The 13,136-nt window shown below is 71.7% G+C and carries 9 protein-coding genes and 1 pseudogene; 7 read left to right on the top strand and 3 right to left on the bottom strand.

Features of this window, described 5'->3' with window-relative positions:
- Positions 1-57 precede the first annotated feature (57 nt).
- A complete protein-coding gene (locus KZ820_RS20345; protein ID WP_219750640.1) occupies positions 58-1,425 on the bottom strand; it encodes an FAD/NAD(P)-binding protein in 1,368 nt (455 codons plus the stop codon).
- The gene (locus tag KZ820_RS20340; protein ID WP_219750639.1) at positions 1,422-2,510 is read right to left on the bottom strand and encodes a Gfo/Idh/MocA family protein; all 1,089 of its coding nucleotides are present in this window, start codon (positions 2,508-2,510) and stop codon (positions 1,422-1,424) included. The genes KZ820_RS20345 and KZ820_RS20340 overlap by 4 nt, the downstream gene beginning before the upstream one ends.
- A gap of 30 nt (positions 2,511-2,540) precedes the next feature.
- On the opposite strand from KZ820_RS20340, the gene KZ820_RS20335 reads away from it, so the two are divergent.
- From KZ820_RS20335 to KZ820_RS20305, 7 genes are all read left to right on the top strand, one after another.
- Positions 2,541-3,437, top strand: coding sequence for an aldo/keto reductase (locus KZ820_RS20335; protein WP_219750638.1), 897 nt, complete (start codon positions 2,541-2,543; stop codon positions 3,435-3,437).
- The gene (locus KZ820_RS20330) at positions 3,434-4,498 is read left to right on the top strand and encodes an LLM class flavin-dependent oxidoreductase (RefSeq protein WP_219750637.1); all 1,065 of its coding nucleotides are present in this window, start codon (positions 3,434-3,436) and stop codon (positions 4,496-4,498) included. Before KZ820_RS20335 ends, KZ820_RS20330 begins: the two co-directional genes overlap by 4 nt.
- A gap of 202 nt (positions 4,499-4,700) precedes the next feature.
- Positions 4,701-5,948, top strand: coding sequence for an MFS transporter (locus KZ820_RS20325; protein ID WP_219750636.1), 1,248 nt, complete (start codon positions 4,701-4,703; stop codon positions 5,946-5,948).
- 112 nt (positions 5,949-6,060) lie between these two features.
- Positions 6,061-7,221, top strand: a complete 1,161-nt coding sequence (locus KZ820_RS20320; protein ID WP_219750635.1) for a glycoside hydrolase family 43 protein — start codon at positions 6,061-6,063, stop codon at positions 7,219-7,221.
- 187 nt (positions 7,222-7,408) lie between these two features.
- On the top strand, positions 7,409-8,857 hold the full coding sequence (gene xylB / locus KZ820_RS20315) for a xylulokinase (RefSeq protein ID WP_219750634.1): 1,449 nt from the start codon (positions 7,409-7,411) through the stop codon (positions 8,855-8,857).
- 36 nt (positions 8,858-8,893) lie between these two features.
- Positions 8,894-10,204, top strand: coding sequence for a xylose isomerase (xylA, locus tag KZ820_RS20310; RefSeq protein ID WP_219750633.1), 1,311 nt, complete (start codon positions 8,894-8,896; stop codon positions 10,202-10,204).
- 258 nt (positions 10,205-10,462) lie between these two features.
- Positions 10,463-12,043 (top strand): aldehyde dehydrogenase (NADP(+)), encoded by a 1,581-nt coding sequence (locus tag KZ820_RS20305; RefSeq protein WP_219750632.1) that lies wholly within the window; start codon positions 10,463-10,465, stop codon positions 12,041-12,043.
- 575 nt (positions 12,044-12,618) lie between these two features.
- Here KZ820_RS20305 and KZ820_RS20300 read toward each other — a convergent pair.
- Positions 12,619-13,136 (bottom strand): annotated as a pseudogene (locus tag KZ820_RS20300) (dihydroxy-acid dehydratase); the annotation flags it as partial.

Below are 13,136 nucleotides of genomic sequence, written 5' to 3'. Positions count from 1 at the left end.
GGCCTCTGATGCCGCGCTCGTAGCGATAGGCTCCTGCGTCCGCAGGAGCACGGCTCCTCACAGCCCCTCGCCGCCGACCCATTGCGCGTTGGCGAGACGGCGTGCGAGCGTCCAGTTCTGCTGCCGGATATCGGGTACCGCCACCACTTCCCACAGCTCGCCGCGCGTCATCGGCCCGATACAGTAGAGCCGGTCGCTGATCCCGCCGTCGGCGGCGACCACGCGCGACTGGCGGTCGACGTCGAGGCCGATCCGCAGCGCGTCGGGACGGATCATGCCCGCGGCGAGCAGCTGGCGGATCAGCGGCTCGCGCGAGCGCAGCAGGTCACCCTGCGGCCCGGTGCAGTTGACGATGCGGGCCGCGCGCGTCGTCGTCACCGCCTCGCCGCCGCGCCCGCGCCAGCGCAGCAGCGCGTGGGTGCCGTCCGCCTCCGCCCCGACCAGCTTGCCCGCGGCGAAGCGCAGCCGCCCCGCCTCCTCCAGCGCGTCGATCCGTCCCGCCACGGCGGGCGCGAGCCGGTGGCGGTGCACGTCCCAATAGGGCCGCAGGTGGCGGAGGAAGCGCGCGCGCGTCGCCGCGTCGGCGCTGCCCCACATCATCTGGGTCACCGGGCGCAGCTCGTCGACAGCGGCGCGCCAGCCGATCGCCTCGGCGCGATCGCGCACCGCGCGCACCAGCGCCGAGAGCGTTGCCGCGGGACGCTCGCTCAGCCCGGGCCGCGCCGCGCCGTCGGCGTGGCGGCGCGGCACCAACCCGCGTCGCGACAGCGCGAGGATGCGCCCGCGGAATCCCGAGGAGTCGAGCAGCAGCGCGGCGTCGATCGCGGTCAGCCCGGTGCCGACCAGCACCACCTCGTCCGCGTCGGTCAGCCCCTCGGCGATGTCGCCGGCCCAGGGATCGGCGCGGTAGCAGCCGTCGGGCAGCGTCGCCGGGTCGAGCCCGGGCGGGCTGTGCGGCGGCAGGTTGCCGAGCGCGAGCACCGCCACATCGGCCGCGACGCGCCCGCCCTCGGCCAGCGTCAGCGCGAAACCCCGGGAGTCGCAGTCGAGCGCGCAGACCTCGCCCGTCACCAGCGTCAGCCGCTCCGGGTTGGCCGCGGCGGCCTCCTCGAGCATCGCGCGGAGATAGCGGCCGTAGATTTTGCGCGGCACGAAGGTGGTGCGCTCGCCCAGCCCCTCGCGCTCGAGCCAGCGGACGAAATGGTCGGGGTCGTCGGGCAGCGCGCTCATGTTGCCGGCGCGGACATTGAGCAGATGCTCGTCGTGCGCCGCGCTATAGGCGACGCCGCGCGCGACCTGCGCGGGGCGCCGCTCGATCAGCGTCGCGCGCGGGCCGTCGTGGCGGACGAGGTTGATCGCGAGCAGCGTCCCTGAGAAGCCGCCGCCGACGATCGCGACATGGTCGCCGGGCTGGACGAGGCTCACAGCCCCAGCTCCTTCATCTCGACGACGCGGTGCTCGCGCGCGCTGATCTCGGCCGCGACCCCGATCGCGACCGCGCGCAGCCCGTCCTCCGCGCTCACCTGCACCGGCGCCTCGCCGCGCACTGCGGCGGCGAAGGCGAGATGCTGGTAGTAGGTCGCGCCCTCGTGGCTGCCGGCGGCATGCGCGACCGGGTCGATCGCGACGGTGGAGCGCTCCACCCGTTTCGGATTGCCGAAGCCAGTGCGTGGCGAGAACACCAGCTCGCCCGGTGGGATCAGTACGTCGAGCCGCGCGGCGTCGCCGGTGGCGCTCATCTCCTCCTGATGCTCGGCGCCGTCGGCGAACATGCAGAGGTCGAGCAGGGCGCGGACGCCGTTGCTGAAATCGACGGTGGTGAAGCTGTTGTCGATGATGTCGGGGCGCTCGCCGCCGTAGCGCTCGTCGAGATGGTTGACGTCCATCGCGCCCGAGCAGTGGACGCGCACCGGCTCGGCGCCGGTGATCACGCGCATCAGGTCGAAGAAGTGGCAGCATTTCTCCACCATCGTGCCGCCGGTGTTGCGCGCGAAGCGGTTCCAGTCGCCGACCTTCTCGAGGAAGGGGAAGCGGTGCTCGCGGATCGACAGCATGCGCAGCGCGCCGACGCGCCCGGCATGGACCTGTTCGATGAAGGCGGCGGCGGGCGGCATGAAGCGATATTCCATGCCGGTCCAGAACGGCGCCGCGCGCCTGGCTGCCCGATCGACGATCCAGCGCGCGTCGTCGAGCGTGGTGGCGAGCGGCTTCTCGCACAAAATCGCCGCGTCGGTGGCGAACAGCGGCTCCAGTACGGCGCGGTGGGTGTGATTGGGCGAGGCGATCACGATCGCGTCGACCTGCGCGTCGCGCGCCAGTCCCTCGGCCGAGTCATAGGCGGTCGCGCCGGCGGCGGCGTCGCCGAGCGCATCGCGCGCCCAGCCGAGCGAGGTCAGCACCGGGTCTGCGAGCGCGACGACGCGCGCGCCGGGCACCAACGCGATGTTGCGGAGGTGCTCGACCCCCATCATGCCCGTGCCGACCAATCCGTACCTGATCTCGGCTACCATCACGTCCAACCCTGTGCCATGCCGCCGCGGATGACGACGCTGCGCCTATCGAACCAACCGCGCCCGCTCGGCAAGAGCGGGCTGACCGTCTCACCGCTCGCCTGGGGCATGTGGCGCCTCGCCGGCGACGACATCGCGCCGGTGTGCGCGCTGATCGACGCCGCACTCGAGGCCGGGATCACGCTGTTCGACACCGCCGACATCTACGGTGCGGACGTGCCGGCGGGCTTCGGCTCGGCCGAGGAATTGTTCGGCCGCGCGCTCGCCGAGCAGCGGGCGCTGCGTGACCGTATGGTGATCGCGACCAAGGGCGGCATCCGGCCCGGCATTCCCTACAATTCGAGCGCCGACTATCTCGCCGGGGCGCTCGACGACTCGCTGCGCCGCCTCGGCGTCGACGTGATCGACCTCTACCAGGTCCATCGTCGCGACTTCCTCACGCACCCGCAGGAGGTCGCCGCAGCGCTGACCCGGATGGTGGAGACGGGCAAGGTACGCGCTCTCGGCGTCTCCAACCATTCGGTGCGCGAGCTGGAGGCGCTCCAGTCCTTCCTCGCGCAGCCGCTGGCGAGCACCCAGCCCGAATTCTCGCCGCTGCGCGCCGCGCCGCTGTTCGACGGCGTGCTCGACCAGGCGATGCGGCTCGACCTCGCGGTGCTCGCCTGGTCGCCGCTCGGCGGCGGTCGGCTGGCGGACCCGTCGCACCCGGCGGCGCGACTGCTCGCCGAGCAGGGCGCCGAGGTCGGCGTCGACGCGGCCACCGCGGCGCTGTCCTGGGTGATGGCGCATCCCGCGCGGGTTATCCCGATCATCGGCTCGCAGAACCCGGCACGCGTGCGCGCCGCGGCGGACGCTCACAAGGTCGAGTGGACCCGCGCGCGCTGGTACGCGGTGCTCGAGGCCGGCACCGGGGAGAAACTGCCATGACTCGCGCTCCCTGCGAGGTGAGCTGGTTCTCTGCGCTGTGCGACGACGACTATGAGTTCCTGGGCGTTCCGGACGAGCGGCTGCGCTCGTCGTGGGAGCATTGCCGCGACATCGCGCTCCAGGCGGAGAGCGGCGGGTTCGACAATATCCTGCTGCCCTCCGGCTACACGCTCGGGATCGACACCACCGCCTTCGCGGCCGGCATCGCGCCGCTGCTGCGCCGCTTGTGGCTGCTGATGGCAGTGCGCATCGGCGAGAGCTGGCCGCCGCAGCTCGCGCGCCAGATCGCGACGATCGACCGGATGCTCGGGGGCCGGCTCACCGTCAACATCATCTCGAGCGACCTGCCTGGCGAGACGCTGGAGAGCGCGCCGCGCTACCGCCGCACCGTCGAGGCGATGCAGATCCTGCGCACGCTGCTCGACGGCAAGTCGCTCGATCACCAGGGCGAGTTCTGGCAGCTGAAGCTCGCCCCCCCCGGCATCACCACCACGCTGGGGCGCTGCCCCCTGCTTTATTTCGGCGGGCTGTCGGAGGCGGCGCGCGATGCCGCCGCGGCGCAGGCGGACGTCTATCTGATGTGGCCCGACACGATCGAGGGCGTGCGCGCTATCGTCGCCGACCTGCGCGCGCGCGCGGCGGCGAAGGGGCGGACGCTGCGCTTCGGCTATCGCGTCCATGTCGTGGTGCGCGAGAGCGAGGCCGAGGCGCGCGACGCCGCGGACCGGCTGCTGTCGCGGCTCGACGATGCCACCGGCGCCGCGATCCGCGCGCGCTCGCTCGACTCGCAGTCGGCCGGCGTGCGCCGCCAGGCCGAGCTGCGCGAGGGCAGCGACGACGGTTACGCCGAGGCCAACCTGTGGACCGGGATCGGGCGCGCACGCTCGGGCTGCGGCGCCGCGATCGTCGGCGACCCCGACCAGGTGCTCGCCAAGCTCGAGGCGTATCGCGCCGAGGGGATCGACGCCTTCATCCTCTCGGGCTACCCGCACGCCGCCCAGGCCGATTTGTTCGCGCGGCACGTGCTGCCGCGGCTCGACCACGCGCCGCTGGCGCGGTGAAGGTGTTATGGCGAGGCGGCCGCGAGATGACCTTGGCGGAGCGTTCCCGATCGTCTGACTCGCACCCTTTTCCCCATCATGCCGGGCGTGACCTGGCATCCATCGCACCCCGCGCACATCTCTCGTGGCGTGCGCGGCACCATGGACTTTGGCTCGAGGCCGAGATGACGAAGAAGGTGCGGCTCACGCACATCTCTGCCGCATGAGCCGCAGCCTCGCCGACCTCGGCTCCGCCCGCCGCTCCCTCCTCTTCGCGCTCGTGATCACCGCGGGCGTGCTCAACCTCGTCGATCGCCAGATCATCGCGGTGCTCAAGCCGCAGATCGCCGCGGACCTCAGCTGGAGCGACGACGACTACGGCACGCTCGCCGCCTGGTTCCAGGCCGGCGCGGCGGGCGGCTTCCTCGTCACCGGCTGGATCGCGGACAAGCTCGGGGTGAAATGGGCCAACCCGGTCGGCGTCGCGGCGTGGAGCGTCGCCGCGCTGCTGCACGGCTGGGCGCGCACCACGATCGAGTTCGTGCTGGTCCGCGTCACGCTCGGCGCGACGGAGGCGATGGGCACGCCCACCGCGACCAAGACCGTCGCGGCGGTGCTGCCGCCGACGTGGCGCTCGGCCGGCTTCGGCGTCAGCAACGCGGCGAGCAGCCTGGGCGCGATCCTGGCGCCGCTCGCCATCCCGGCCGCGGCGCTGCTGCTCGGTTGGCGCGGCACCTTCGCCGCGGCCGGGGTGATCGGGCTCGGCTGGGCGCTGGCTTGGCTCGTCGCCACGCGTGGGCTGCGGCTCGACTCGCCCGCCATGGCGCTGGAACCGACAGCGCCGGCCGATTATGGCCCTATCCTGCGCGAGCGACGCACCTGGGCGGTCGCGGGCGCCAAGCTGCTGTCCGATGCGACCTGGTGGCTGCTGCTGTTCTGGTTGCCCGACTTCTTCCACCGCCGCTTCGGCCTCAGCGGAGTCGAGCTCGGCGTGCCGCTGGCGCTGGCCTATGGCGGCGCCGCGCTCGGCTCGCTGCTCGGCGGAGGCCTCGCGACTCGGCTGCTCGCCCTCGGGTATCGCGCCTGGACGGTGCGACGCGGCGCGATGCTGGCGGCGGCACTCTGCGTGCTCCCCGTCCCGCTCGCGCTAGCGACGGCGAGCTACCCCGCCGCGGTGGCGCTGATGGCCCTCGCGCTGGCGGGGCACCAGGCCTTCTCCACCAACCTCTTCGCGCTGATCGCCGACATCGTGCCGCAGCAGAAAGTCGGGCGAGTCACTGCCTTCGGCTCGTTCAGCGGCAACGTCGGGGGCGTGGTGATCTCCAAGGTGGCGGGCGTGGTGCTGGCGGCAGGGCTCGGCTATCTCCCGCTGCTGCTGTTCGCCGGCATGTCGTACCTGCTCGCGCTGGGCTGGATCGTCCTGCTTCTCGGCACGGTGCTGCCAACCGCACGCTTGCCATCCGGCGCTTGACCTAAGCTCGCCCGATCGCACGATCAAAGCTGTTGCGTATGTCGCATGGTAGCGCTAACTCTATCCTGGACGCGGGCGAAGATCCGCTGCGAACCGAGAGGAGTACGCCCGAATGCGCCGATCCCGATCCACTGCCCGCCGGCTGCTGCTCGCCGCGCTTGCGCCGCTGCCGCTGATCGCCTGCTCCTCGCAGGAGAGCACGTCGGCCGCCGCGGGCAACAACGCGACCGCTGACGCCTCCGGCTGGAACCAGGAGCGTGCGCCGGACGGCCGATCGTACATCTCGCAGCCACTGGTGCGCGACATCTACACCGCCGACCCCTCGGCGCACGTTTGGGGTGACGGCAAGCTCTACGTCTATCCCAGCCACGACATTCCGACCGAGACCAAGGACGACGATCTCGGCAACCAGTACGCGATGCGCGACTATCGCGTGCTGCGGCTCGACGAGCCCGGCGGCAAGGTCACGGTCGGCCCGGTCGCGCTCGACGTGAAGGACGTGCCCTGGGCGTCGCAGCAGATGTGGGCGCCCGACGCGGCCTACAAGAACGGTACGTATTACCTCTACTTCCCCGCCCGCGATCGCACCAAGGACCGCAACGGGCTGGGGGCGTTCCGCATCGGCGTCGCCACCTCGAACAACCCGATGGGGCCGTTCAAGGCCGAGCCCGAGGCGATCAAGGGCAGCTACTCGATGGACCCGGCGGTGTTCACCGACGCCGACGGCACCTCGTACATGTACTTCGGCGGCATCTGGGGCGGCCAGCTCCAGCGCTGGAAGGACGGCAAGTACGATCCCAACGGCAGCGACACCGACCTCAAGCAGGACGACCAGCCCGCGCTCTCGGGCAAGGTCGCCAAGCTCAACGCTGACATGAAGAGCTTCGCCGAGACCCCGCGCGACGCCGTGATCCTCGACGAGAAGGGCAAGCCCGTGCTCGGCGGCGACCATGAGAAGCGCTTCTTCGAGGCGTCCTGGGTCTTCAAGCGCGGCGGGCAATATTATTACACCTACTCGACCGGCGACACGCACTTCCTCAACTACGCGATCGGCAAGACGCCCTACGGCCCGTTCACCTACAAGGGCCATATCCTCAAGCCGGTGCAGGGCTGGACCACGCACCACTCGATCGTCGAGTGGAAGGGCAAGTGGTGGCTGTTCTACGCGGACACGCAGCTGTCGGGAAAGAACCACCTCCGCAACGTCAAGATGACCGAGCTCAAGTTCAACCCGGACGGCACGATCCCGACGATCGACCCGTTCGTGAAGTGAGGCGCGGGGCGGCGGACGGCTCGGTGCTCCCCGCGGAGCACCACCCCGGCGAACGTCGGGGTGCAGTTGGGAGACGACTCCGCATCTCGCGCCGGGTCCGTACCCGGCCCCCGGCGTTCGCCGGGGCGGTGGGTAGAACGGCTTAAGCCTTCCCTCTTCAGCGCTCCGACCTGGTAGAAAGCAAAACATGTTCCTCGGCATCGACATCGGCACCTCGGGGGTGAAGGCGGTGGTCATCGACCCCGCGGGCGCGATCGTCGCGCAGGGCACCGCCGCGCTCACCGTGCAGCGCCCGCACCCGCTCTGGTCCGAGCAGGATCCCGAGGCGTGGTGGCAGGCGACCGAGGCGGCGGTGCGCGCGCTGCCCGCCGAGGTGCGCCGCTCGGTGCGCGGCATCGGACTCGCCGGCCAGATGCACGGCGCGACCCTGCTCGGTGCCGACGACCGCCCCTTGCGCCCCGCGATCCTGTGGAACGACGGGCGCTCCTTCGCCGAATGTGCCGAGCTGGAGGCCAAGGCGCCCGAGCTGCACCAGGTCGCCGCCAACCTCGCCATGCCCGGCTTCACCGCGCCCAAGCTCCTCTGGGTCGCGCACCACGAGCCCGAGGTGTTCGCCGCGGTCCGCACCGTGCTGCTGCCCAAGGATCATGTCCGGCTGCGCATGACCGGCGAGAAGGCGAGCGACGTGTCCGACGCCGCCGGCACGCTGTGGCTCGACGTGGCGAAGCGCGACTGGAGCGACGACCTGCTCGCCGCGACCGGTCTCAGCCGCGAGCAGATGCCGCGTGCGGTCGAGGGCAGCGACATCGCGGGCACGCTGCGCGCCGACATCGCCGAGTGCTGGGGCATGGAGAAGGTGCCGGTCGCGGGCGGCGGCGGCGACAATGCCGCCGGCGCGGCGGGCGTCGGCGTGGTCAAGGACGGTGACGCCCTGCTGTCGCTCGGCACCTCGGGCGTGATCTTCGTCGCCACCGCCGAGCTGCGCGCCAACCCGGCGGCCGCGGTTCACGCCTTCTGCCACTGTCTGCCGAACCTGTGGCACCAGATGGCGGTGCATCTCTCCGCCGCGGTCTGCGTCGACTGGGCGGCGCGGCTGATCGGCGCCGCGGGCGCGGCCGAGCTGTTTGCGCGCGCCGAGTCGGCGGGCGTCGGCAACGGCCCCGAGCTGTTCCTCCCCTATCTCTCGGGCGAGCGCACGCCGCACAATGACGCGCAGGTCCGCGGCGGCTTCCTGCGGCTCGACCATGACACCACGCCCGAGCGGCTCGCCCAGGCGGTCCTCGAGGGCGTCGCCTTCGCGCTGGCCGACGGCGTGCGCGTGCTGCGCGAGTCGGGCACCGCGGTCGAGCGGCTGTCGGTGATCGGCGGCGGTGCGCGCTCGCGCTACTGGGGCGAGACGCTCGCCGCCGCGCTCGAGGTCGAGCTCGCCTATCTCAAGGGCGGTGAGGTCGGCCCGGCGATGGGCGCGGCGCGGCTGGCGCAGCTCGCGGTCGACGGCGGCACGCCCGCCGAGGTCTGCGTCGCCCCGCCGGTCAGCCACGTCGTCGCGCCCGACCGCGCGCTGGTCGAGCGGCTCGCTCCCAAGCGCGCCGCCTTCCGCGACGCCTATCCCCGCATCGCGCCGCACGCGGCCTGATCTTACCCACGAACCACCACGCCAAGGAGCGCCTGCATGGCCACCGACTTCTTCGCCGACATCCCCCAGATCAAGTATGAGGGGCCCGACAGCGACAACGAGCTCGCTTACCGCTTCTACGACAAGGACCGGGTCGTGCTCGGCAAGCGCATGGAGGACCACCTCCGCTTCGCCGCCTGCTTCTGGCACACCTTCTGCTGGCCGGGCTCGGACGTGTTCGGCGGCGGCACGTTCAACCGCCCGTGGCACGCCGGCGCCAACGACAGCGCCGCCGCGGCGCAGAAGCGTCAGGTGGCGTTCGACTTCTTCAGCAAGCTCGACGTGCCCTATTACTGCTTCCACGACGTCGACGTGATGGCGGACGCGCACGGCGTCGCCGAGCACCGCCGCTTCTTCGCCGAGGCGGTCGACCATCTCGAGAAGCTGCAGGCCGCGTCGGGCCGCAAGCTGCTGTGGGGCACCGCCAACCTGTTCAGCCACCCGCGCTTCGCCGCCGGTGGCGCGAGCAACCCCGATCCCGAGGTGTTCGCGTTCGGCGCGGTGCAGGTGCGCGACGCGCTCGAGGCGACGCATCGGCTCGGCGGCCAGAACTACGTGCTGTGGGGCGGTCGCGAGGGCTATGAGTCGCTCCACAACACCGATCTCAAGCGCGAGCTCGACAATCTCGGCCGCTTCCTGAGCCTGGTGGTCGAGCACAAGCACAAGATCGGCTTCCAGGGCACGATCCTGATCGAGCCGAAGCCGCACGAGCCGACCAAGCACCAGTACGACTTCGACACCGCCACGGTGTATGGCTTCCTCAAGCGCTACGGGCTCGAGAACGAGGTCAAGGTCAACATCGAGGCGAACCACGCCACGCTCGCCGGCCACACCTTCGAGCATGAGATCGCCACGGCCGCGGCGCTCGGCATCTTCGGCTCGATCGACGCGAATCGCGGCGACCCGCAGAATGGCTGGGACACCGACCAATTCCCCAACTCGGTCGAGGAACTGACGCTGGCGATGCTCGAGATCCTGCGCGCCGGCGGCTTCACCACGGGCGGGTTCAACTTCGACGCCAAGGTGCGCCGCCAGTCGGTCGACGCGGCCGACCTGTTCTACGGTCACGTCGGTGGCATCGACACGGTGGCGCGCGGGCTGCTCAACGCGGCGAAGCTGATCGAGGACGGCCGGCTCGACTCGATCAAGCGCGACCGCTACGCCGGCTGGGACGGCGCGTTCGGCCAGCAGGTGTCGAGCCTCGACCTCGCCGGGATCGCCGACCTCGCCGAGCGCGAGAACGTCGACCCCCGGCCGCGCTCGGGCCAGCAGGAGCGGATCGAGTATCTGCTCAACCGCTTCATCTGAGAGAACGGCGGGGTGGCGTGGGTCACGCCGCCTCACCGTGGTGGCGGGACGTTCGCCACAACCTACCTGTTCCCCGGCGAACGCCGGGGTCCAATTGGGAAGGCCGCGGTGGGACCCACAAGCGTCCCCCACCTGGGCCCCGGCGTTCGCCGGGGAACAGCGGAGGTGAAGCGCGTGCCGGCGACCCACCCCAGGGTTGCGCCCCCTCCCCCCGGCGCCTAAATATGTCCGACTAATTCCCCATATCCGAGGATACCCATGATCGACGGAGCGATGCTGATCGGTGCCGAGCTGCGCCAGGCCGAGGCGCGGTTCACCGCGGTCGACCCGGCCAAGGGCGCGCCTCTCACCCCGACCTTCTCCTCGGCCGGCCCCGATGCGGTCGCCGACGCGTGTGAGCTCGCCGCCGCCGCCTTCCCGGCCTATGCCGCGACCACGCCAGAGGATCGCGCCGCCTTCCTCGAGGCGATCGCCGACGAGATCGTCGCGCTCGGCGACCAGCTGATCGAGCGCGCGCAGCAGGAGAGCGGGCTGCCGCGCGCGCGGCTCGAGGGCGAGCGCGGCCGCACCGTCGGCCAGCTCAAGCTGTTCGCGCAGGTGGTGCGCCAAGGCGACTGGCTCGACGCCACGATCGATCCCGCGCTGCCCGATCGCCAGCCGCTGCCGCGCCCCGACCTGCGCCGCATGAACGTCGCGCTCGGCCCGGTGGCGGTGTTCGGCGCCTCCAACTTCCCGCTCGCTTTCTCGGTGGCAGGTGGCGACACCGCCTCGGCGCTCGCCGCGGGCTGCCCGGTCGTGGTCAAGGGCCACCCGGCGCACCCGGGCACGGGGGAGCTGGTCGCGCGCGCGATCCGCGCAGCGGTCGACAAGGCCGGGCTGCCCGCGGGCGTCTTCTCCTATTTGCCGGGCGAGACCAACCGCCTCGGCGAGGCGCTGGTCGCCGATCGCCGCATCAAGGCGGTGGGCTTCACCGGCTCCCGCGGCGGCGGGCTCGCGCTGGTGAAGATCGCGGCCAACCGCGCCGAGCCAATTCCGGTCTATGCCGAGATGTCGAGCATCAACCCGGTCGTCCTCATGCCGCACGCGCTCGAGACGCGGGGTGAAGCGCTGGCGCCGGCCTATGTCCAGTCGCTGACGATGGGCGCGGGGCAGTTCTGCACCAACCCCGGCCTGGTGCTCGCGATCGCCGGCGAGGCGCTCGACGCCTTCGTCGCCGCGGCGGGCCGTGCGCTGACCGAGAGCGCGCCCGCGACGATGCTGTCGCCGGGTATCCATGCCAGCTTCGAGCAGGGCGTCGAGGCGCTGGCGCGGCACAGCGCGGTGACGACGGTGGCGCGCGGCAAGGTCGGCGAGGGCGTCAACCAGGCGGTCGGCGCGCTGTTCCGCGCCGACGCGGCGAGCTTCCTCGCCGACCGCGCGCTGGGGCACGAGGTGTTCGGCTCGTCCTCGATCGTGGTGGCGTGCCGCGACATGGACGAGGTGCGCCAGGTGATCGCCAGCCTCGAGGGCCAGCTCACCGCGACGCTTCACCTTGACGCCGAGGACGAGGCCGAGGCCAAGACGCTGATCCCGGTGCTCGCCGACCGCGTCGGTCGCATCCTGGTCAACGGCTGGCCGACCGGGGTCGAGGTGAGCCACGCGATGGTGCACGGCGGCCCCTTCCCGGCGACGAGCGACGGGCGCACCACCTCGGTGGGGACAGCGGCGATCTACCGCTTCCTGCGCCCGGTGAGCTTGCAGAACCTGCCCGCGTCGCTGCTGCCCGAGGCGCTGGCGGACGCCAATCCCTGGGGCGTGGCACGGCGGCTCGACGGCAAGCGCGAGGCCTCGCCGCGGTAGGCCGCGCGTCGGGGTGGAAAGACGGGAGGGCGGCCTTGCGAGGCCGCCCTTTTCGTTGGTGGTGTATCGGCGCGGAGAAGGCCCGCGCCGCAGGCGCTCTCACCTCGTCACTGGCGACCACGCCGATCGCCCCACGCGCGCCCTCTCCGCGCCTCCGCGCGAGATCATCTCACGCGAAGACGCGAGGACGCGAAGGCGTTGCTCAGGCGGTGATCGTGCCGCGTCTCACTGCTTCGCGTCCTCGCGGCTTCGCGTGAGAAATTTGTTCGCGCAGAGGCGCGGAGGCGCAGAGAGGTCGCGCGGTGAGTGCACCTGCCCCGCGCGCTCGCCCCCGAGCGCCATCCCGTCACGTCAGTGCGCCATCCCGTCAGTGTGCCATCCCGTAAGTCGGCACGGCGCCCTCACCTTCTGGCGTCATCCTGAGCTCGTCTCAGGATCCACCGTGCCGCCTACCCAACCGCCGCGGCGCCTGCGGGACAGTGGATCCTGAGACAAGCTCAGGATGACGGCAGGGGTGGCGGTGCCGCCCGGCAATGCACGGCGCTGGCGGCCGAGCGCCGCCACGCGCTCCCCCGTCAGTGATTATCCCGCGGCAGGCCCATGGTCTGGGCGATGCGCTGGTATTTCTCCGCGCCCTCGAGGATCGCGCCGGTGTTCATCTGGCCCACCACCGCGCGCTGGATCTCCTGCCACGGCGTCTGCGAGGCGGGATAGGCATAGCCCCCCGCCGCCTCCAAAGCGCGGCGGCGCTCGGCCAGCTCGGCCTCCTCCACCAGCACGTCGACGCGCGCCCGGTTGAGGTCGACGCGCACGCGGTCGCCGGTGCGCAGCAAGGCCAGCGCCCCCATCGCCGCCGCCTCGGGCGAGGCGTTGAGGATCGACGGCGATCCGCTCGTCCCCGACTGGCGCCCGTCGCCGATGCACGGCAAGGCATGCACGCCCTCGGTGATCAGATACGCCGGCGGCCGCATGTTCACCACCTCGGCCGCGCCGGGATAGCCGACCGGCCCGGCGCCGCGCATGAACAGCAAGGTCTCGGGCGTGATCCCGGTCGCGGGATCGTCGATCCGCGCGTGATAGTCCTCGGGCCCGT

Source organism: Sphingomonas citri (genome assembly GCF_019429485.1).
GTDB classification, from domain to species: domain Bacteria; phylum Pseudomonadota; class Alphaproteobacteria; order Sphingomonadales; family Sphingomonadaceae; genus Sphingomonas; species Sphingomonas citri.
This window is presented reverse-complemented; position numbering and strand designations above follow the sequence as displayed.

Bases quoted from the DNA above. Each gene is read 5' to 3' on its own strand.
- KZ820_RS20305 (WP_219750632.1), top strand. From the start codon at position 10,463: ATGATCGACGGAGCGATGCTGATCGGTGCCGAGCTGCGCCAGGCCGAG.
- KZ820_RS20340 (WP_219750639.1), bottom strand. From the start codon at position 2,510: ATGGTAGCCGAGATCAGGTACGGATTGGTCGGCACGGGCATGATGGGG.
- xylA (WP_219750633.1), top strand. From the start codon at position 8,894: ATGGCCACCGACTTCTTCGCCGACATCCCCCAGATCAAGTATGAGGGG.
- xylB (WP_219750634.1), top strand. From the start codon at position 7,409: ATGTTCCTCGGCATCGACATCGGCACCTCGGGGGTGAAGGCGGTGGTC.
- KZ820_RS20320 (WP_219750635.1), top strand. From the start codon at position 6,061: ATGCGCCGATCCCGATCCACTGCCCGCCGGCTGCTGCTCGCCGCGCTT.
- KZ820_RS20335 (WP_219750638.1), top strand. From the start codon at position 2,541: ATGACGACGCTGCGCCTATCGAACCAACCGCGCCCGCTCGGCAAGAGC.
- KZ820_RS20325 (WP_219750636.1), top strand. From the start codon at position 4,701: ATGAGCCGCAGCCTCGCCGACCTCGGCTCCGCCCGCCGCTCCCTCCTC.
- KZ820_RS20330 (WP_219750637.1), top strand. From the start codon at position 3,434: ATGACTCGCGCTCCCTGCGAGGTGAGCTGGTTCTCTGCGCTGTGCGAC.